The organism is Asanoa sp. NPDC049573 (assembly GCF_040676615.1).
Classification (GTDB): Bacteria; Actinomycetota; Actinomycetes; order Mycobacteriales; family Micromonosporaceae; genus Asanoa.
The window spans coordinates 627,728-646,673 of sequence record NZ_JBFAPI010000001.1 but is presented as its reverse complement, the minus strand read 5'-3'; the positions used below and the strand labels follow the sequence as shown (position 1 = coordinate 646,673).

At 70.4% G+C, this 18,946-nt stretch carries 19 protein-coding genes; 7 read left to right on the top strand and 12 right to left on the bottom strand.

What is annotated here, in order from left to right:
- Positions 1–48: 48 nt before the first annotated feature.
- Both rfbC and rfbA read right to left on the bottom strand, forming a co-directional pair.
- The gene (rfbC, locus tag AB0J74_RS02970) at positions 49–642 is read right to left on the bottom strand and encodes a dTDP-4-dehydrorhamnose 3,5-epimerase (protein WP_363443632.1); all 594 of its coding nucleotides are present in this window, start codon (positions 640–642) and stop codon (positions 49–51) included.
- The gene (rfbA, locus tag AB0J74_RS02965; RefSeq protein WP_363443630.1) at positions 639–1,538 is read right to left on the bottom strand and encodes a glucose-1-phosphate thymidylyltransferase RfbA; all 900 of its coding nucleotides are present in this window, start codon (positions 1,536–1,538) and stop codon (positions 639–641) included. The genes rfbC and rfbA overlap by 4 nt, the downstream gene beginning before the upstream one ends.
- A gap of 47 nt (positions 1,539–1,585) precedes the next feature.
- On the opposite strand from rfbA, the gene rfbB reads away from it, so the two are divergent.
- The 3 genes from rfbB to AB0J74_RS02950 are packed head-to-tail and all read left to right on the top strand — an operon-like array spanning position 1,586 to position 4,069.
- Positions 1,586–2,572 carry a dTDP-glucose 4,6-dehydratase gene (gene rfbB, locus AB0J74_RS02960; protein WP_363443628.1) on the top strand — a complete coding sequence of 329 codons (987 nt, stop codon included), beginning with the start codon at positions 1,586–1,588 and terminating at the stop codon, positions 2,570–2,572.
- A complete protein-coding gene (gene rfbD, locus AB0J74_RS02955; RefSeq protein WP_363444072.1) occupies positions 2,569–3,435 on the top strand; it encodes a dTDP-4-dehydrorhamnose reductase in 867 nt (288 codons plus the stop codon). Before rfbB ends, rfbD begins: the two co-directional genes overlap by 4 nt.
- Positions 3,425–4,069: a GNAT family protein gene (locus AB0J74_RS02950; RefSeq protein ID WP_363443626.1), complete on the top strand. Its 645-nt coding sequence runs from the start codon at positions 3,425–3,427 to the stop codon at positions 4,067–4,069. The genes rfbD and AB0J74_RS02950 overlap by 11 nt, the downstream gene beginning before the upstream one ends.
- A gap of 47 nt (positions 4,070–4,116) precedes the next feature.
- Here AB0J74_RS02950 and AB0J74_RS02945 read toward each other — a convergent pair whose 3' ends face one another.
- Positions 4,117–4,701 carry a redoxin domain-containing protein gene (locus AB0J74_RS02945; RefSeq protein ID WP_363443624.1) on the bottom strand — a complete coding sequence of 195 codons (585 nt, stop codon included), beginning with the start codon at positions 4,699–4,701 and terminating at the stop codon, positions 4,117–4,119.
- Positions 4,702–4,831: 130 nt separating this feature from the next.
- Between AB0J74_RS02945 and AB0J74_RS02940 the strand changes: the two genes are divergently transcribed.
- On the top strand, positions 4,832–6,157 hold the full coding sequence (locus AB0J74_RS02940; protein WP_363443622.1) for an NAD(P)/FAD-dependent oxidoreductase: 1,326 nt from the start codon (positions 4,832–4,834) through the stop codon (positions 6,155–6,157).
- Positions 6,158–7,122: 965 nt separating this feature from the next.
- Here AB0J74_RS02940 and prcA read toward each other — a convergent pair.
- The 6 genes from prcA to arc all read right to left on the bottom strand — a co-directional run bounded on the left by prcA (position 7,123) and on the right by arc (position 13,802).
- Positions 7,123–7,977 carry a proteasome subunit alpha gene (gene prcA, locus AB0J74_RS02935; RefSeq protein ID WP_363443620.1) on the bottom strand — a complete coding sequence of 285 codons (855 nt, stop codon included), beginning with the start codon at positions 7,975–7,977 and terminating at the stop codon, positions 7,123–7,125.
- A 53-nt stretch (positions 7,978–8,030) separates the two neighbouring features.
- Positions 8,031–8,870, bottom strand: a complete 840-nt coding sequence (gene prcB / locus AB0J74_RS02930; RefSeq protein ID WP_363443618.1) for a proteasome subunit beta — start codon at positions 8,868–8,870, stop codon at positions 8,031–8,033.
- Between the two features lie 158 nt (positions 8,871–9,028).
- Positions 9,029–9,244, bottom strand: a complete 216-nt coding sequence (locus AB0J74_RS02925) for a ubiquitin-like protein Pup (RefSeq protein WP_116073798.1) — start codon at positions 9,242–9,244, stop codon at positions 9,029–9,031.
- A 173-nt stretch (positions 9,245–9,417) separates the two neighbouring features.
- Positions 9,418–10,935 carry a depupylase/deamidase Dop gene (gene dop / locus AB0J74_RS02920; protein ID WP_363443615.1) on the bottom strand — a complete coding sequence of 506 codons (1,518 nt, stop codon included), beginning with the start codon at positions 10,933–10,935 and terminating at the stop codon, positions 9,418–9,420.
- A 174-nt stretch (positions 10,936–11,109) separates the two neighbouring features.
- Complete coding sequence (locus AB0J74_RS02915) at positions 11,110–11,868, bottom strand: hypothetical protein (RefSeq protein ID WP_363443613.1); 759 nt, start codon at positions 11,866–11,868, stop codon at positions 11,110–11,112.
- A 152-nt stretch (positions 11,869–12,020) separates the two neighbouring features.
- Positions 12,021–13,802, bottom strand: a complete 1,782-nt coding sequence (gene arc / locus AB0J74_RS02910) for a proteasome ATPase (protein ID WP_363443611.1) — start codon at positions 13,800–13,802, stop codon at positions 12,021–12,023.
- Positions 13,803–13,992: 190 nt separating this feature from the next.
- Here arc and AB0J74_RS02905 point away from each other — a divergent pair, with 190 nt between their 5' ends.
- Positions 13,993–14,292: a ferredoxin gene (locus AB0J74_RS02905; protein WP_363443609.1), complete on the top strand. Its 300-nt coding sequence runs from the start codon at positions 13,993–13,995 to the stop codon at positions 14,290–14,292.
- Positions 14,293–14,305: 13 nt separating this feature from the next.
- Here the strand turns inward: AB0J74_RS02905 and AB0J74_RS02900 are convergent, their stop codons facing one another.
- From AB0J74_RS02900 to AB0J74_RS02890, 3 genes are read right to left on the bottom strand one after another with little or no spacing between them, the layout of a single operon-like run.
- On the bottom strand, positions 14,306–14,878 hold the full coding sequence (locus tag AB0J74_RS02900) for a hypothetical protein (RefSeq protein WP_363443607.1): 573 nt from the start codon (positions 14,876–14,878) through the stop codon (positions 14,306–14,308).
- Complete coding sequence (locus AB0J74_RS02895; protein ID WP_363443605.1) at positions 14,875–15,867, bottom strand: tRNA (adenine-N1)-methyltransferase; 993 nt, start codon at positions 15,865–15,867, stop codon at positions 14,875–14,877. Before AB0J74_RS02895 ends, AB0J74_RS02900 begins: the two co-directional genes overlap by 4 nt.
- Positions 15,864–17,018, bottom strand: a complete 1,155-nt coding sequence (locus AB0J74_RS02890) for a M50 family metallopeptidase (protein ID WP_363443603.1) — start codon at positions 17,016–17,018, stop codon at positions 15,864–15,866. The genes AB0J74_RS02895 and AB0J74_RS02890 overlap by 4 nt, the downstream gene beginning before the upstream one ends.
- A gap of 67 nt (positions 17,019–17,085) precedes the next feature.
- Here AB0J74_RS02890 and AB0J74_RS02885 point away from each other — a divergent pair, with 67 nt between their 5' ends.
- Together AB0J74_RS02885 and AB0J74_RS02880 are read left to right on the top strand one after the other, a co-directional pair.
- Positions 17,086–18,006 carry a PD-(D/E)XK nuclease family protein gene (locus tag AB0J74_RS02885; protein ID WP_363443601.1) on the top strand — a complete coding sequence of 307 codons (921 nt, stop codon included), beginning with the start codon at positions 17,086–17,088 and terminating at the stop codon, positions 18,004–18,006.
- 59 nt (positions 18,007–18,065) lie between these two features.
- A complete protein-coding gene (locus AB0J74_RS02880) occupies positions 18,066–18,944 on the top strand; it encodes a polysaccharide deacetylase family protein (RefSeq protein ID WP_363443599.1) in 879 nt (292 codons plus the stop codon).
- Positions 18,945–18,946 lie beyond the last annotated feature (2 nt).

Here is an 18,946-nt window from a genome sequence, read left to right as displayed (position 1 = left end):
CCGAAAACATTCACGACGTACGTTCGGCGCCCGGTTCGTCGGGTTTTTCTAGCCCAACGAGCGGATGTAGGCCCGGCAGGCCTCGTAGTCCGGCAGCAGCCCGTCGGCCTTGGCCGTCGCCAGCGAGGGCGCCGCGGCGTCGCGCGCCGACAAGATCGGCGTCTCCGTCGGCCACTCGATGGCCAGGTCCGGGTCGAGCGGGTTGACCGTGTGCTCGCCGGTCGGGTTGTAGCCGGTCGAGCAGAGATAGGTCAGCGTCGCGTCGTCGGTCAGCGCGCAGAAGGCGTGGCCGAGGCCCTCCGAGATGTAGACGGCCCGGCGGTCGACGTCGTCGAGGCGGACCGCCTCCCACCGGCCAAACGTCGGCGACCCGACCCGGATGTCGACGATCACGTCGATGCCCGCCCCGCGCGTGACCGTCACGTATTTGGCCTGGCCCGGCGGCACGTCGGCGAAGTGGATGCCGCGCAGCACGCCGCGCTGCGAGGTGGAGATGTTGGACTGGGCCAGCGTCAACGGGTGGCCGACCGTCGCCTCGAAGAGATCCGCCCGGAACAGTTCCAGGAAGGTGCCGCGCTGGTCACCGTGCTGCTGCGGGGTGAACTCGAAGGCGCCCTCGATGCCCAGCTCACGGATCTTCATGCCGCGCCGCCCTCCGCCTTCTCCGCCTCGGCCTTTTCCGCCAGCAGGCTCAACAGGTAGTCACCGTAACCGCTCTTGGTGAGCGGGCCGGCCAGGTCGCGCAGGGTGGCGTCGTCGATCAGCCCGGCGCGCCAGGAGACCTCCTCGACACAGCCGATCTTGAGGCCCTGGCGCTCCTCGATCACGCGTACGTAGTCGGCCGCCTGCATCATCGAGGTGAACGTGCCGGTGTCGAGCCAGGCGGTGCCCCGGTCGAGCACGGTGACGGTCAACTCGCCCCACTCCCGGTAGGCCTCGTTGACCGCGGTGATCTCCAACTCGCCCCGGTCGCTCGGCTTGAGCCCCTTGGCGATCTCCACCACCCGGTTGTCGTAGAAGTAGAGGCCGGGTACGGCGTACCGCGACTTGGGTTTGACCGGCTTCTCCTCGATCGAGAGCACCTTGCCGTCGGCGTCGAACTCGACGACGCCGTATTCGCGGGGATTGGCGACGGGATAGGCGAAGACGCGGCCACCGACCAGCGGGCTGGTGTCGCCGAGCTGACGGCCCAGGCCGACGCCGTGGAAGATGTTGTCGCCGAGGATCAGCGCCACCGACTCGTCGCCGATGAACTCCTCGCCGAGCAGGAACGCCTGGGCGATGCCCTCCGGCCGGGCCTGGGCCTGGTATTCCAGCGTGAGCCCGAACTGGCTGCCGTCACCCAGCAGCCGGCGGAACTGCGCCTGGTCGTCCGGCGTGGTGATGATCAGGATCTCGTCGATCCCGGCCATCACCAGCGTCGAGAGCGGGTAGTAGATCATCGGCTTGTCGAAGATCGGCATGAGCTGCTTCGAGACGGCCATCGTGATCGGCCAGAGTCGCGATCCGGTGCCACCGGCCAGAAGAATCCCTCGCACGGCGGGCAGCCTACTGGGTGGTGCCCGTCGCGTAGACTCCGGAACCCGTGAGGATCCTCGTGACCGGCGGTGCCGGGTTCATCGGTTCGGAATACGTCCGCATGCTGCTGACCCCGGGGTCGGGGCCGGACCTGGCTCCGAGCGCGGTGACGGTGCTCGACAAGTTGACCTACTCGGGCAACCGGGCCAACCTCGCGCCGGTCGTCGCCGACCCGCGGCTGCGCTTCGTCGAGGGCGACATCTGCGACGTCGCGCTGGTCGACGAGGTGGTCCGCGACCACGACGTGATCGTGCATTTCGCGGCCGAGTCCCACGTGGACCGCTCGATCGACGGCGCCGGCGTGTTCGTGACGACCAACGTGCTCGGCACCCAGACGCTGCTCGACGCGGCGCTGCGGCACGGCACGGGCCGGTTCGTGCACGTCTCCACCGACGAGGTCTACGGCTCGATCGACGAGGGCTCCTGGACCGAAGACTGGCCGCTCGCGCCCAACTCGCCCTACTCGGCCTCGAAGGCCGGCTCCGACCTGCTGGCCCTGGCCTACCACCGCACGCACGGCATGGACGTGGTGGTCACCCGCTGCTCCAACAACTACGGGCACTACCAGTTCCCGGAGAAGGTCATCCCGCTGTTCGTGACCAACCTGCTCGACGGCGGCACGGTCCCGCTTTACGGCGACGGCGGCAACATCCGCGACTGGCTGCACGTGCACGACCACTGTGTCGGCATCGCGCTGGTGCAGGACAAGGGCCGGGCCGGCGAGGTCTACCACATCGGCGGCGGCACGGAGCTGACCAACAAGGAGCTGACCGGGCGGCTGCTGTCCGCGTGCGGGGCGTCCTGGGACCAGGTCGTGCCGGTGGCCGACCGCAAGGGGCACGACCGGCGCTACTCGCTGTCGATTGCCAAGATCCAGAGCGAGCTCGGGTACGCGCCGAGCGTCGACCTCGACCGCGGGCTCGCGGCGACCGTGGCCTGGTACAAGGAGAACCGCGCGTGGTGGGAGCCGTTGAAGGCGGCCTCGGCCCGATGACCAAGGTCCTGCTCACCGGCGCCGGCGGCATGCTGGGGTCGGACCTGGTCTCGGTGCTGTCCGCGTCGCCGGCGTTCACGGTGACGGCGGCCCGGCGGGCGGATCTCGACCTGACCGACCCGGCCGCGGTGCGGTCGGCGGTGCCCGGGCACGACGTGGTGATCAACGCCGCGGCGTGGACCGACGTCGACGGGGCCGAGACCGCGGAGGACGCGGCGACCGCGCTGAACGGCACCGCGGTCTCGTCGCTCGCTTCCGCCTGCGCTTCGTCCGGCGCGCGGCTGATCCACGTGTCCACCGATTACGTGCTGGCGGGCTCCGCGTCGTCGCCCTATCCGGAGTCGGCGGTGCCCTCCCCCGTCAACGCCTACGGGCGCAGCAAGCTGGTCGGCGAACGTGCTGTGCTGTCGCTGCTGCCCTCGTCGGGCTATGTGGTCCGCACGGCCTGGCTCTACGGGGAGCACGGCAACAGCTTCCCGGCGACGATGCTGCGGCTGGCCGGCGGGCGGGAGACGCTCGACGTGGTCGACGACCAGCGCGGGCAGCCGACCTGGTCGCTGGCGCTGGCCCGGCAGCTGGTCGCGCTGGCCTCCGCGACCTCGGCGCCGGCGGGCATCTACCACGGCACGGCATCCGGCGAGACGACCTGGTTCGGCTTCGCCCGGGCGGTGTTCGAGCTGTCCGGTCTCGACCCGGCCCGGATCCGGCCGACCACCAGTGCCGCCTTCGTGCGGCCGGCGCCGCGGCCGGCGTACAGCGTGCTGGGTCATGATCGTTGGTCGTCGGCGGGTCTGTCGCCGCTCCCGGACTGGCGGGCGTCGCTTTCCGCCGCGGTGGCGGCGGGTGCGGTCCGTGCTCGCTGAGCACTGGCCGCTGTTCGGCCTGCGGATCCGGGTCGGTGCCGTCGAACTGCGGCTGCCGACGGACGCCGAACTGTCGCTGCTGGCTTCCGTGGCGGCGGCGGGGATCCAGAAGCCCGGCACGCGGACGTTCCTGACGCCGTGGACGGACCTGCCTCCCGCGGAACGGGCGCGGTGGGTCGTGCAGTCGTCCTGGTCGGGCCGCGGCGAGTGGACGCCGGAGCGCTGGTGGCTCGGGTTGGGCGTGTTCGCCGACGGGGTGCCGGTGGGCATGCAGGGCCTGCGGGCGTCGTCGTTCGGCTCGTTGCGCGAGGTCGCCACGTCGTCGTGGCTCGGCCTCGACCACCAGGGCGGCGGCATCGGCACGGCGATGCGGCACGGTGTGCTGCACCTGGCGTTCGAGGGCCTGTCGGCGTCGGACGCCACCACCGCGTCGTTCGTCGATAACCCGGCGCCGCTGGGCGTCTCGCGCAAGCTGGGCTACACCGACGACGGCATCACCCGCGACCTTCTCGATGGTTCGGTGGTGGTTTCCCAGCGGCTCCGGCTGACCCGCGACCGCTGGGCGGCGACCCGGCGGCCACCGGTCGTGATCGAGGGCCTCGCGCCCTGCCTGGAGCTGTTCGGGGCGGTCTAGGCCCGGTGTCGGTCTAGGCCCGGTGTCGGTTCAGGCCCGGTGTCGGCCTAGTCGTTCGGTTTCGGTCGGCGGTCGTAGCCGTGGAACCGGGACCAGTCCCCCGCGTCCCATGCCTCGCGCAGGCCGGGCGTGCTCAGGTCCCAGTCGGGCCGGATGTCGCGGGTCGCGGCGCGCAGGTCGCGCCAGAGGTCGTCGAGCGACGGCCGCCCCCAGAACCAGTAGCCGTTGTAGACACTGTGGACGATCAGCCCCGGCTTGAGCACCAGGGTGTGCGGAATCATCGGGTCGTGCTCGGGGTCGGTGTATTCCTTGATGTCGAGGTCCTGCTGCACCGTGCGCCCCGGGTCCGACAGGAAGGTCCACTGCGCGCCCACCGACGCCCGGAACTCCTGCAGCACGTGGTGCTCGTCGGTGGCGATGGTGGCGACCTGGGTGTAGGCCACGGCGATCTTCGACTGGAACGAGGCCAGGTCGAGGTGCTGCTGGTGCTCCTTCGGGCAGAAATGCCCGCGGGCCAGCGTGAGGATCATCGGATCGTCACCCTGCAGCTCGCTCAGCGACCGCACAGTCTCGGTGTGGTCAGGCAACGCGTAGTCGGGGAACACGCCGCCCGGGATGATGTCACTACGCATGACGAAACTCTCGCAGACCACGACCGCACCCCGCATGGAGACGGCCCGACCGGGCTGTCTCCGGGGTCCCGGCCCGGTCGCCCCCGGCGTGGCCGCCCGCTCGTCGCGGTCTATGGAGGAGACTGCTGGGATGACCGAAGACTTCGACGTGATCGTCATCGGCGCCGGCTCCCCGGGTGAGCACTGTGCGGGCGCCCTGGCTGACGGCGGCCTGCGGGTGGCCCTGGTCGAACGCGAGCTCGTCGGCGGCGAATGCTCCTACTGGGCCTGCATCCCGTCGAAGACGCTCCTGCGCCCCGGCGAGGCCGTGCAGGCCGCCCGCGACGCCGGCGCGACCGCGACGATCGACGTGGCGACGGCGCTGTCCTACCGCGACTTCATGGTCTCCGACTACGACGACACGGGCGCCACCCGCTGGCTCGACACCAAGGGAATCACCCTGCTCCGCGGCAGCGGCAAGCTGGCCGGCACGGGCGCGGTCGAGGTGGCCGGCACCCGCCACACGGCCCGGCACGTGGTCGTGGCCACCGGCGCGTACGCCTTCAAGCCGCCCATCCCCGGCCTGGCCGACCTTCCCGGCGTCTGGACCAACCGCGAGGCGACGGGCATGAAAGAGGTCCCACGCCGCCTCATCGTCCTCGGCGGCGGCCCGGTGGGCGCCGAGATGGCCCAGGTGGTCCGCCGGATGGGCGGCGAGGTCGTCCTCAACGGCCGGTTGCTCGCACGCGAGCCCGGCCCGCTGGGCGAGGCGATGGCCGAGATCCTCCGCCGCGACGGCGTCGAACTGGTGCCCGGCCCACACGCGACCGCGGCCCGCATGGACGGCGACGACTACGTCCTGACCCTGGCCGACGGCAAGGAACTGCGCGGCGACCGCCTGCTGGTGGCGACCGGCCGCCGCCCACGGGTGCGCGACATCGGCCTGGAAACGATCGGCGTGACCGCGGACGAACACGGCATCCCGGTGGACGAACACCTGCGGGTGGCCGACCGCGTCTGGGCGATCGGCGACGTGACCGGCCTATGGCCGTTGACCCACGTAGGCAAGTACCAGGGCGACGTGGTGGCGGCCAACATCCTGGGCGACCCCCGAGAGGCCAACTACACCGCGGTGCCGCGGGTGGTCTACACCGACCCGGCGGTGGGCGCGGTAGGCGCGTCAGAGGCCGAGTTCACGGCGACGGCGAAGCTGTCGGAGGTGGCCAAGACCGCGACCTACACGGAGAAGTACGCGGAGTCCAACGGCTTCCTCACCCTGCTGAGCAACGGCACCACGCTGACGGGCGCGTACGGCGTGGGCCCGGAGGCGGCCGAGTGGCTACAGCAGGCGACGCTGGCGATCCGGGCCCAGATCCCCCTCGACATCCTGCGCGACACGATCCAGCCCTTCCCCACGTTCTCCGAGATCTACGGCGCGGCATTGACGGCGCTCTACGAGCAGCTCCCATCCCGCTAGGGCTCGTCTCGTGGATCAGGCCCGGCCGATGGTCGGCATGATCCACGAGGCAGGCCCCGGCGCCGGCCCGCGGTTCCGACCGTCCGTGGCGTCCGGGTGGCTCGCTCGCGGCCAGGGTGCCCCAGCCGTGGCCGCCGCCCGGTGTGGCCGCCGCCCGATGTGGCCGCCGCCCGGTGCGGCCGCCGCCCGGTGCGGCCGCCGCCCGGTGTGGCCGCCGCCCGGTGTGGCCTGCCAGCGGCTCATCGGCAGCCGAAAGCGGCTACGGGCGACCGACCGGCTCAGGACCGCCTCCCGGGCCGGCACATTCGCTGCTGCCGGGCGGGCAACACGCCCTGAGCATCCTAGGATGACGGCCGCTGTCGAGACGGAGGCGGCCCAGCCGGCACGGGACCAGCAGTGAAACCATGGGGGCCTGCCACGATGCCCTGCAGCCACCGCCGCCGCGGCGGGCAGCCACGACGGTGACGCGGGCAAGGGGCGGGCAGCGCTTGCCAGGGCCGCTGTCGCGGCGGCTGACGGACACTGCACGCCGCGGAAGCTGCCAGCGGCACCCGGCACCCGGCACCCGGCACCCGGCACCCGGCACCGGCACCCGACAGCGGCACTAAGGTCAGCGGTCGCGGCGGGTGACGGAACGGACCATTGCACGCCGCAGGCTCATGCCCCGCAAGCCGCCAGCAGCAGCGGCACCGCTCGCAAGGTCAACGATCGCCGCGCGCGACGGAACGCACCACTGCACGCCGCGCAAGCTCCAACGCATCGCCCGCCCGCAGTAGCGGCGGCAGCAACGCCGAGCCAACCCACGACGGACCGGCAGCGGCGCGACGAAGCGAAAGACCGGCAACCTAAGCCGCCACCCACGCTCCGCGAGCCGGCAACTCCGCCCGCACGCACGACCCACCCCATGCCCACCCCGCAGCCGGCGGCCCGGGGGGTGAAGCGAGGCGCTAGACCAACCCCGCCCGCTACTCCAGGTCGGCAGAACCCGCCGACGAGGTCGGCTTGTCCGGCCCCTTGGCCGGAGGCTTGGCGTTCTCCGTGCCTTCCGCGGCCTTGTCGTCGCCCGACTCGCCGCCGTTGCCGGACGGTTTGGAGGGCGACGGAGCGGCGGCGCCGCCGCCGTTGCCGTTCAGGAGGTCGGTCAGCACCGTGCCGGTCAGGCGGCGGAAGGTGCGGCCACGGCGGGCGCGGTCGAGGATGGCTACCTCGAGTTGGTTGGCCGCGATGGTGCGGGCGGCGCCGCCGTCGCCGCCTACGCTGCTCAGCGCGCGCACCGCGAGCTTGACGGCGTCGGCCAGCGACATGTCGGACTGGTGTGCGCCCTTGAGGACGTTGGCGATGGCCTCGGCCTGGCCGCCCATGGCCATGAAGCCGGGCTCGTCGTTGACCGAGCCGTCGTAGGCCAGGCGGTAGATCTGGTCGTCGGCCGGGGTGAGGCCGACCTCGGCCACGCAGATCTCGACCTCGAACGGCTTCTGCTGGTCGCTGAATATGGCGCCCAGCGTCTGCGCGTAGGCGTTGGCCAGCGCCAGGCCCGTCACGTCGCGGCGGTCGTAGCTCAGGCCGTTGAGGTCGGCCATGCGGACGCCGGCGCGGCGAAGGTTTTCGAACTCGTTGTAGCGGCCGACGGCCGCGAAGCCGATGCGGTCGTAGATCTCGCTGATCTTGTGCAGCGAGCTCGACAGGTTTTCCGCGACGAACAGGACGCCGCCGGTGTAGGTCAGGGCTACCGCGCTGCGGCCGCGGGAGATGCCCTTGCGGGCCAGCTCCGAGCGGTCCCGCATGATCTGGTCGATGTTGGTGTAGAACTGCATCGCCACGGCGGCGGCTCCTAGCGGTGGTCGAGGTCGGACAACAGATCAGCCATCGGGTCTCAGCCGCCCGGGTTTTCCATGCGGGCGGTGACCACCGCGTTGGCGATCGCGGAGGTCTCCTCGTCGGTCAGCCGGTGGGTGCCCTCGGCCGTCGCCGTCATCACCACCGGGAAGATCCGGCGGGTCAGGTCGGGGCCGCCGGTGGCGGTGTCGTCGTCGGCCGCGTCGTAGAGGGCCTCGACCGCGAGCCGGGTCGCGTCGGCGACGCTGAGGCCCGCCCGGAAGCGCTTCTTGAGGGCCGAGTTGGCGAAGATCGAGCCGGAGCCGATCGCGTCGTAGCCGCGCTCCTCGTAAGGGCCGCCGGTGACGTCGTAGCTGAAGATGCGGCCGGCCTTGGCCGGGTCTTTCGCCGACAGGTCGTAGCCGGCGAACAGCGGCACCACCGCGAGGCCCTGCATCGCGGCGCCGAGGTTGCCGCGGATCATCGCGGCCAGCCGGTTGGCCTTGCCGTCGAGCGAGAGCATCGCGCCCTCGATCTTCTCGTAGTGCTCGAGCTCGACCTGGAACAGGCGCATGAGCTCGATGCCGATGCCCGCGGTGCCGGCGATGCCGACCAGCGAGTATTCGTCGGCGGGGTGGACCTTCTCGATGTCACGGCTGGCGATCAGGTTGCCCATCGTGGCGCGGCGGTCGCCGGCCATCACCACGCCGTCGCTCGCGGCGATCGCCACGATCGTGGTCGCGTGGGGAGCGAGCTCGGCGGCGGTGCCGGGCGGCAGGGGCCGGCGGCCGGGCATCAGCTCGGGCGCAACCTGGCTCAGGAACTGCGTGAACGACGAGGTGCCCGCGTTGGTGAACACGTCGGGTAGGCGCCCGGAAGGATCGAATCCCGTTGCCACGTGGTCCCTTTCAGATGTAGGCGCCGCGATCGAGCGGCGCTGGAGCAGACTATCTTGGGCGCGGCGTAGACGCGACGATGCGCGCCATACGCCCCTGACCGCAATGGTTACGGCGCCGCGGGAGAGACCCGCCGCGCCGCACCAAACCGGACTAAAGCCTACTGGCCGCCCTTTTGGACGTACCCCCTCACGAACTCCTCGGCGTTCTCCTCGAGAACCGAGTCGATCTCGTCAAGCAGGTCGTCGACGTCTTCGGTGATCTCCTGTTGCCGTTCGGCCACCTCGGGGTTGGCCTCGGTGGTGACGTCCTCTGTCTCCTGATCGCGGCGGGCCTTGCCCGACTGCGACTGGCCGCCGCTGTCCCGAGTTGCCATGCGTGCCCTCCCTCAACAGGCCTCAACTGTGCCCTGCGAAAAACCTACCTCGCCGGTACGACAAACTGGCCCGCCGCGCGCGATGTTTCGCGCACGGCGGACGGTTCGGGGACAATGCCAGATCCCGATGGGGTACGCACGGCGGCGCGCCGGGGCGTACCAAATAACTGGGGTTAGCCCCCCGTTATGGCTTCGAGGAGGTCCTTGGCACTCGGGCAGCGGTCGAAGAGGGCGCCGACGTGCTTCTTGGTGCCGCGCTCGGGCTCCATCATGGGCACCCGCACGAGCGACTCGCGCCCGACGTCGAAGATCACCGAGTCCCACGACGCGGCGACCACCTCCGACGGATATTGGGCGAGGCAGCGGCCGCGGAAGTAGGCGCGGGTGTCCTCCGGCGGCTCGACCATCGCCGAGCGGGTCTGCTCGTCGGTCAGCAGCGTCTTCATCGAGCCGCGGGCGACCAGCCGGTGGTAGAGGCCCTTCTCCGGGCGCACGTCGCTGTATTGCAGGTCGATGAGCTGGAGCTTGGGCGAGGCCCAGGCGAGCTTCTCGCGCTCGCGGTAGCCCTCGAGCAGGCGCAGCTTGGCCACCCAGTCGAGTTCGTCCTGACACGACATCGGGTCGCGGCCGAGCTTGTCGAGGATGCCCTCCCAGTGGTCGAGCACCTGCACGGTGTCGGCGTCGGCGTCGTTGCCGTAACGGTCGTCGACGAACGCCTTGGCCCGCTCGAAGTAGGCCCACTGGAGGTCGAGCGCCGTCAGCCGGCGGCCGTCGCGCAACCGCATCCGGTGCGTCAGCGTCGTGTCGTGGCTGACCTCTTTGAGCTCGGCCACCGGGTCGGCGATGCCGAGATCGGGTGTGAGCACCTTCTCCTCGATCATCGTCAGCACCAGCGAGGTGGTGCCGACCTTGAGGAAGGTCGAGATCTCCGACAGGTTGGCGTCACCGATGATGACGTGCAGCCGGCGGTATTTGTCGGCGTCGGAGTGCGGCTCGTCACGGGTGTTGATGATCGGCCGCTTGAGCGTCGTCTCCAGACCGACCTCGACCTCGAAGAAGTCGGCGCGCTGGGTGAGCTGGTAGCCCGGCTGCGAACCGTCCTGCCCGATGCCGACGCGGCCGGCGCCGGTGAACACCTGGCGGGTCACGAAGAACGGCGTCAGGTAGGCGACGATGTCGGCGAACGGGGTCTGCCGGCGCATCAGATAGTTTTCGTGGGCGCCGTAGCTCGCACCCTTGTTGTCGGTGTTGTGCTTGTAGAGGTGGATCGGGTGGGTGCCCGGGATCGTCGCCGCCCGCCGGGACGCCTCGGCCATCACCCGCTCGCCGGCCTTGTCCCAACGGACCACGTCCATCGGGTTGGTCACCTCGGGCGTGGAGTATTCGGGGTGCGCGTGGTCGACGTAGAGCCGGGCGCCGTTGGTCAGAATGACGTTGGCGAGCCCGAGATCCTCGTCGGCCAGTGCCTCCGCCGGATCGTAGGCGGCGCCCGAGTAGGTGAAGCCCCGCGCGTCGCGCAGCGGCGATTCCTCTTCGTAGTCCCAGCGCGCCCGACCACCGCGGGTCAGCTCCGGGCGGGCCCCGTAGGCATTGACGACCTGCGACGACGTCACCATCGGGTTGGCACCGGGTTGGCCCGGCACCGAGATCCCGTATTCGACTTCGGTGCCCATGATCCGACGTACCGTCACGTCGCCACCTCGTTCCGCTGCCCCATGACGTCAAAGCGTAGTCCGATTACGCCCCGACCCGCCCCCGGGCCGCATGCGAACTTCCGGCGGAGCTGTCCAGAACAAAGGCAGCGGGGGTACGGAGCGACGGTGGGCCCGGGGCCATCGATCGTGACGATACCGGCCGTAACGTTCTCAGGGGGTGATCTCCTCGATGTCGGAAGGTGGCGGGGACGGCGGGCGCACCGGCTCGCCGAAGCCGGAGAGTCGGAACGTCTGGGTCTCGCCCTTGTCGCCGGTCGTGAGCGTGAGGCGAACCAGGCGGCCCCGGGAGTCGACCTCCGCTTCGAACGGCACGGTGGCGTCGTCATCGACCGATGAGGTGCCGTCGCCCCAGACGTCGCGAACGAGACCCGGATGGCGTGGGCCGGCCCGCCGCTTGTCGATGGTGCCCGCGTAGGTCCGTCGACCGGTCCGCTGGGCCTGGGTCACCCCGTCGAGCCACAGCGTGGGCTGCCACGCCTCGAGGTCGAACGCCGCGTAATAGAGGACCCCGAGTTCCTGGGGTGGGGTCCTGGGCGGCCACTCGAAGTGGTACCACGGCTTGCCGGGGCTCTCGTTGATCGCATAGGCGTCGTGCCGGTGGCGGAACGCGTACAGCTGGTCGCCGTTCCACAGGATCAGCACATCGGCCCGCGCGTCGAGCGCGACAGCCAACTCGGGTTGAGTCTGGTCATCGTCGGCCACCGTCACCCGGAAGGTAGACCTCATGGTGCGGGCCACAGCCTCCTGCACCGCCACGACCGGCTGCTCGGGCAACGGCCCGCTCCCCGAGCCGGGCACCGTGTCGGGCCCGCCCAGCAAGGACAGCAGGACCCACGAGACGAACGTGAGGAGGTAGAGCCGCCACGGGATCGGCTCGGCCACCCGCGCCCGCGCGGCGGATCGACGCATGCCAGCACGGTAACGCTCAGGAGCACCGGCGGAACCGCCCGTTACCCGGCCGGGACCGAAGTGATAACCGCCGTGACGTCACCCCTCGGCAACGCGCCGGGCACGCCGACGGGGCGGTGCCGGTCGGCACCGCCCCGTCAGTGTGTGCCTTGCTACAGGTATTGACCGGTGTTGGAGGCCGTCTCGATGGAGCGGCCGGCCTCGGTGCCCTTGCCGCCGGAGACGAGCGTGCGGATGTAGACGATCCGCTCGCCCTTCTTGCCGGAGATGCGGGCCCAGTCGTCGGGGTTGGTGGTGTTGGGCAGGTCCTCGTTCTCGCGGAACTCGTCGACGCAGGCGTCGAGCAGGTGCTGCAGGCGCATGCCCTTGCGGCCCGAGGCGAGGAACTCCTTGATGGCCATCTTCTTGCCCCGGTCGACGATGTTCTGGATCATCGCGCCGGAGTTGAAGTCCTTGAAGTAGAGGACCTCCTTGTCACCGTTGGCATAGGTGACCTCGAGGAACCTGTTCTCCTCGGACTCCGAGTACATCCGCAGCACGACCGCCTCGATCATCGCCTCGACCGTGGCCTGTGTGTCGCCGCCGTGCTCGGCCAGGTCGTCGCCGTGCAGCGGCAGGCCGGCCAGGATGTATTTGCTGAAGATGTCCTTCGCCGCCTCGGCGTCCGGACGCTCGATCTTGATCTTCACGTCGAGCCGGCCGGGCCGCAGGATCGCAGGGTCGATCATGTCTTCGCGGTTGGACGCGCCGATCACGATGACGTTTTCGAGCCCCTCGACACCGTCGATCTCCGACAGGAGCTGCGGGACGATCGTGTTCTCCACGTCGGAGGAGACGCCGGAGCCGCGGGTGCGGAACACCGAGTCCATCTCGTCGAAGAACACGATCACCGGGGTGCCCTCGCCGGCCTTCTCACGGGCCCGCTGGAACACCAGCCGGATGTGCCGCTCGGTCTCGCCGACGTACTTGTTGAGCAGCTCCGGACCCTTGATGTTGAGGAAGTAGCTGGTGTGCTTCTCCTCACCACGCCGCTCGGCGATCTTCTTCGCCAACGAGTTGGCGACCGCCTTCGCGATCAGGGTCTTGCCGCAACCGGGCGGACCGTAGAGCAGGATGCCCTTCGGCGGCCGCAGCTGGTGCTCGCGGAACAGGTCGGCGTGCAGGAACGGCAGCTCCACCGCGTCGCGGATCGCCTCGATCTGGGTGTGCAGGCCGCCGATGTCCTCATAGCCGACGTCGGGGACCTCCTCCAGGACGAGCTCCTCCACCTCACTCTTCGGGATGCGCTCGTAGGCGTAGGCCGAGCGCGGCTCGATCATGAGCGAGTCGCCGGTGCGCAGCGGTGCGCCGATCAGCGACTCGGCCAGGTGGACGATGCGCTCCTCGTCGGCGTGGGAGATCACCAGGGCGCGGTCACCAGCACCGCCACCCGGGTTTTCCAGGATCTCCTTGAGCATGACGACCTCGCCGACCCGCTCGTAACCGAACGCGTCGACGACGTTGAGCGCGTCGTTGAGCAGAACCTCCTGGCCGCGCTTGAGCTCCTCGGTCTCGATCGAGGGAGACACGGCCACGCGCAGCTTGCGACCACCGGTGAACACGTCCACCGTGCCGTCGTCGTGGCGGGTCAGGAAGACGCCGTAACCGCTGGGCGGTTGCGCCAGCCGGTCGATCTCTTCCTTGAGTGTGACGATCTGGGCCCGCGCCTCTTTGAGAGTCGTGACCAGCCGCTCGTTGTTTTCGGACACTCGGGCCAGCTGCGCCTGCGTTGCCGCGAGCCGCTCCTCGAGCTGACGGACGTGTCGGGGGCTCTCCGTGAGCCTGCGCCGCACCAGAGCGAGTTCCTCTTGAAGGAACGCGACCTGGGTGGAGAGATCGTGGGTCTCCTTCTCCCACCGTGCGGCGCGCGCATCCGCGTCGTCGCTGCGTGCCACGTCCCACCTCCCCGGGGGGCTAAAAACGTTCTGTCATAACACTAACCGCTCCGACGACGATTTAGACCCAGGCAACACCCTCGTCACCGACTCTTGATCTCGTCCGGTTCGGGTTTCCCACCGGCGAGGAGCCATCAAAAACATCGTCGGGTACGGTCGGAACGTACGAACGTAGCGCGTGGGAGGCGAAGTGACGACTCAGACCGAGACTGATCAGTTGCGGGTCTGGGTCGACCAGGACCTGTGCACCGGCGACGGGCTCTGCGTGCAGTACGCGCCCGAGGTCTTCGAGTTCGACATCGACGGGCTGGCCTACGTCAAGGACGCGTCCGGAGAGCTCCAGGTGTCACCTGGTGTCCGGGTTGACGTGCCCGCCCACCTGCGGCTGGACGTGATCGACTCGGCCAAGGACTGCCCCGGCGAGTGCATTCACGTGACCCGCGGCGACTCCGACGACGAGGTCGCGGGGCCCAACGCCCCGGTCGAATAACCCGGCCGCCGTCTCAGAGAGTGGGACGGCCGACCAGCGAGGCGACCAGCCGGGCGAAGTCTTCGAGCCGCCCGATCTGCCCCGCTCCCCCGTCGTCGAGCGTCTTGCCGAAGCGCAGCGCGTCGTGCCGGGGCACCTGGCTGTCTTCGGCGGAGCCGGCCTCGTCCATCGAGCTGAGCAACAGGTAGACGTCGATCGAGTCGGTGCGGGCCTGGCCGCTTGGCGAGCGCGAGAGCCGCCGCCGGCAACCGACCTCGGTGACCGTCGAGAGCGGCACCACCCGCAGCGACGAGGTCATCGAGCCGGCGGGGCCGTCGGTGGGCGGCACGTCTTCGCCGTGCCAGAGGATCAGCCGGCTGCCGTCGCAGACGACGACCTCCTGCCAGACGCCGTTGACCTCGTTGACGAAACGTTCCAGCGTGAAACAGACCACGGTGGCGCCGTTGAGCACGCCGCTCAGGGCCTCCAGCGCGACGTCGGGGTCGCGCAGGTAGGCCCGGGCGGCGGAGTCCAGGTCGGGGTAGGGCGACCAGTCCGGGAAGACGGCGGGCAGGTCGTTGCCGCCGCCGAACGAGGGGCGGCTCATCTCGGCTCGCCCGGAAGGTCGCCCGGCGTCGAGCCGCCCTCTGCTCCGGCGGCCCCGTCGCCCGGCGGGTCCACCGGCGCCCGGTTCGCGGCCTTTCGTATCGCATATGCCTCTGCGCCCTTGGACGGTTTGCGCCTGCGCGGCGGAGCGATCACGCCGGGGGCGAGCTTGCGCGCGGAGACCAGGAACGCGGTGTGCGCGATCATGCGGTGGTCGGGGCGCACGGCCAGGCCCTCGGCGTGCCAGTCGCGGACCAGCGACTCCCACGCGCGCGGCTCGGTGAAGCCGCCCTTCTCGCGCAGCGCCTCGACCAGGTCGGAGAGCTGGGTGGTGGTGGCGACGTAGCCGATGAACACGCCGCCGGGCACCAGCGCGCGGGAGATCAGGTCGACGGCGTCCCAGGGGGCCAGCAGGTCCAGGATGATCCGGTCGAAACCGGTCTCGGTGCAACTCAGCACGTCGCCGTTGCGCAGGGTCCAGGCCGGGTGCGGGCCGCCGAAGAACGCCTCGACGTTCCTGCGGGCGATGGCGGCGAAGTCGTCGCGCAGCTCGTAGGAGATCAGGTCACCGGACGGGCCGACCGCGCGCAGCAGCCAACTGGCCAGCGCACCGGAACCGGCGCCGGCCTCGAGCACCCGGGCGCCGGGAAAGATGTCGCCCATCGTGATGATCTGGCCGGCGTCTTTCGGGTAGATCACCTGGGCGCCGCGCGGCATCGACAGCACGTAATCGGACAGCAGCGGCCTGAGGGCCAGATATTCGGTGCCGCCCGCGGAGCGCACGACGCTGCCGTCGGGCAGCCCGATGATCTCGTCGTGGGCCAGCGCGCCGCGGTGGGTGTGGAACTCGCGCCCGGGCTCCAGGGTGACGGTGTGCATCCGGCCCTTGGGGTCGGTGAGCTGGACCCGCTCGCCGACCCGGAACGGACCCCGGTTGTGCGGGGTCGTGTCGGGCTCGGTCTCGGTGGTCGTCGGGTGCAGCGTGCTCACGTCCTCATCTTTCCGTTGGGCTCCAGGAGCTGCGCCAGGTCGGAGAGGCGCAACACACCGACCACATCTTCGCCCGAAGTGACCAGATACTGCGAGCCCGGGTTGCGCTGCACCGTGTTGATCACCTGATCGCCGCTGGTGCCGACCGGGATGGTGGGCACGCCGTCGATGCCACGGGCCACCGTGTCGACCGAGACCCAGGGCCGGCGCTCCATCGGCACCGCCTCGACCGCCGCCTTCTCCACCAGCCCGACCAGCCGCCCGGCGGAGTCGACGGTGGCCAGGGCGTACTCCTGCCGGCCGGCGGCCAGGGCCAGCCGCTGGGCCTCGGCCAGCGGGGTGCCGCTCTGCACGCTGAACACCGGCCGGGCCAGCCGGGCCAGGTCGATCAGCGGGAACCGGCGGCTGATCCGCGCGAACCGGATGCTCTGGCCGGCACCCTGCCACAGGGTCAACGCGATCAACAGCATGAACACCAGACCGAACAGCGACAGGATGTCGAAGTACGCGAGCGCGGCCACCGTGATCGCCACCGCGACGGCGAGCCCGCGGCCGGTCCAACCGGCGACCTCGGTGCCGATGTGGCGGTCCTTGGAGACCCACCAGACCACCGCGCGCAGCGCCCGCCCGCCGTCCAGCGGCAGGCCCGGCAGCACGTTGAAGACCGCGACGACCAGGTTGCTGAAGGAGACCTGGAAGCTCAGCTCGTTGAGCAGGGTGCCGTCGGGCAGGGCCAGCGTGACGCCGAGCGCGCCGGCGCCGAGCACCAGCGAGACGGCCGGGCCGGCCAGCGAGACCAGCAGGTCGACCCGCGGGTTGGGCGCGTCGCGGTCCATCTCGGTGTAGCCGCCGAGCAGTTCCAGCGTGATCCCCTTCACCCCGATGCCGAAGCGCCGGGCGGTTATCGCGTGGCCCAACTCGTGCAGCAGGACGGAGACCAGCAGGCAGACGACGAAGCCGAAGCCGACCAGGTAGCCGGCGGCGCCGCTGAGGTTGAGCTGGTTGCGGACGAAGTTGCCGTATAGCAGCGTGATCAGGGCCGCGAGCAGGATGACCGAGGGATTGAGGTAGAGCGGGACGCCCCAGAGGCGGCCGACCACCAACCCGGGCCGTCGCTCGGGCCGCTCTTCGCCGCTCGCGTTGTCTGACATCGTATCGATGCTATCGACACGACCCACCCCCGCGGTTTCGTCGTACCCCTCGATTAGCGTCTGGGGCATGACAACGCAGGCTGTGTCTCTCGACGCGCACGACGGTGACGCACCGGTTTATCCCTCGCTGTCCCCGTCCCGCGCGGCCGACTTCAAGACCTGCCCGCTGCTCTACCGGTTCCGCACGATCGACCGCCTGCCCGAGACACCCAGCCCTGACCAGGCCCGGGGCACCCTGGTGCACGCGGTGCTGGAGCGACTGTTCGACCTGCCGGCGGGCGACCGCACCGCCGCGGCGGCCGCCGACCTGGTCGGGCCGGCCTGGGCTCAGATGATCGAGAACTCGCCCGAGCTTTCGGCGCTGTTCTCCGGCGAGCCGGCGGCTCTGGTCGCCGACGAGGCCGTCGACGTGCGCCGGCCGTGGACGACCGACGACTTCCTGGCCTCGGCGCGGTCGCTGCTGACCGGCTATTTCACGGTCGAGGATCCGTCACGGCTCGAGCCGGCCGAGCGCGAGAGCCTGATCAGCGCCGTGGTCGACGACCAGTTGCTGATCCGGGGCTACATCGACCGGCTCGACGTCTCGCCCGACGGCGCGCTGCGGGTGGTCGACTACAAGACCGGTGGAGCGCCGCGCGAGGCGTTCGAGGCACGGGCGCTGTTCCAGTTGAAGTTCTACGCCCTGGTGCTGTGGCGCACCCGGGGCGTGGTGCCGCGGGTGCTCCGGCTGCTCTACCTCAAGGACCAGGAGATCTGCGACTACTCCCCCGACGCCGACGAGCTGGCCCGTTTCGAGCGCAACCTGCTCGCGCTGTGGCAGGCGATCAAGCGGGCCACGGAGGCCAAGGAGTTCCGGCCCCAGCCGAGCAAGCTCTGCGGTTGGTGTGCGCACCAGGCGGTCTGCCCGGCGTTCGGCGGCACCCCGCCACCGTTCCCGGCGCCACGCCAGCCGGTCGAGGAGGTGGTGACGCCGGGGGCCGACGAATAGGCCCGATCACCGCGAGGGTGCTTGCCGTTTCATGACATGGGGCCGCTACGGTTCCGGGCGTGCCGTCCAACACCGCTCCACGCGCGGTCGCCGTGCTCCTGTCCGCGCTGGCGCTGAGTGCCTGCTCCGCCCAACCGAGCCACGCGTTCGCCCGTGCGACGACACCGAGCCCGACGCCGTCGTCGGCCATCCCGACGGTCAGCCCGTCACCGACGGCGAAGCCCAAACCGAAGAGCCTCGCGTGGTACGTGGCCCAGGTGCCGACCTTTCCTCCCGCGCCGGTGCCGGTGCCGGTGCAGGTCGCTTCGAGCGGGCCGGCGACGGTGTGGTCCCACGTGCCGACCGACCAGAAGGTCGCCTTCATCACCATCGACGACGGGGCGCTGGCCCGCCCGGCCGACGTGCCCGAGTTCATCCGGCAGGCACACATCCCGGTGACGATGTTCCTCAACTCGCCGGCGGCGACGGAATACACCGACTACTTCACGCGCATCGAGGCGACCGGCGCCGTCGTCGGCAACCACACGATCGACCACCCGGAGTTGCGCGGCCGGTCCTACGACTACCAGCGCCGCGAGATCTGCGGCTCCGCCGACAAGCTGCAGCAGCTGTTCGGCAAGCGGCCGGCGCTGTTCCGCCCGCCGTTCGGCGAATACGACCACACGACGGCGCAGGCGGCCCGCGACTGCGGCGCGACGGTGATGGTCAACTGGACGGAGACGGTCAACGAGGGGTACGTGCGCTACCAGACCCCGGAGAAGGTCGTGAAGCCCGGCGACGTGCTGCTGATGCACTTCCGCCCGGCGCTGATGGACGACCTGCTGGGTGCGCTCAAGGCGATCCACAAATCGGGTCTGACGCCGGCCCTGCTGGCCGACTACGTGCCGGGGCTGACCGACCCGCCCACGGCGGAGGGCGATCTGCCGCCGCGGCGTTAGCT

Bases quoted from the DNA above. Each gene is read 5' to 3' on its own strand.
- rfbC (WP_363443632.1), bottom strand. From the start codon at position 642: ATGAAGATCCGTGAGCTGGGCATCGAGGGCGCCTTCGAGTTCACCCCG.
- rfbD (WP_363444072.1), top strand. From the start codon at position 2,569: ATGACCAAGGTCCTGCTCACCGGCGCCGGCGGCATGCTGGGGTCGGAC.
- AB0J74_RS02945 (WP_363443624.1), bottom strand. From the start codon at position 4,701: ATGCGTAGTGACATCATCCCGGGCGGCGTGTTCCCCGACTACGCGTTG.
- AB0J74_RS02940 (WP_363443622.1), top strand. From the start codon at position 4,832: ATGACCGAAGACTTCGACGTGATCGTCATCGGCGCCGGCTCCCCGGGT.
- AB0J74_RS02925 (WP_116073798.1), bottom strand. From the start codon at position 9,244: ATGGCAACTCGGGACAGCGGCGGCCAGTCGCAGTCGGGCAAGGCCCGC.
- AB0J74_RS02915 (WP_363443613.1), bottom strand. From the start codon at position 11,868: ATGCGTCGATCCGCCGCGCGGGCGCGGGTGGCCGAGCCGATCCCGTGG.
- AB0J74_RS02900 (WP_363443607.1), bottom strand. From the start codon at position 14,878: ATGAGCCGCCCCTCGTTCGGCGGCGGCAACGACCTGCCCGCCGTCTTC.
- AB0J74_RS02890 (WP_363443603.1), bottom strand. From the start codon at position 17,018: ATGTCAGACAACGCGAGCGGCGAAGAGCGGCCCGAGCGACGGCCCGGG.
- AB0J74_RS02885 (WP_363443601.1), top strand. From the start codon at position 17,086: ATGACAACGCAGGCTGTGTCTCTCGACGCGCACGACGGTGACGCACCG.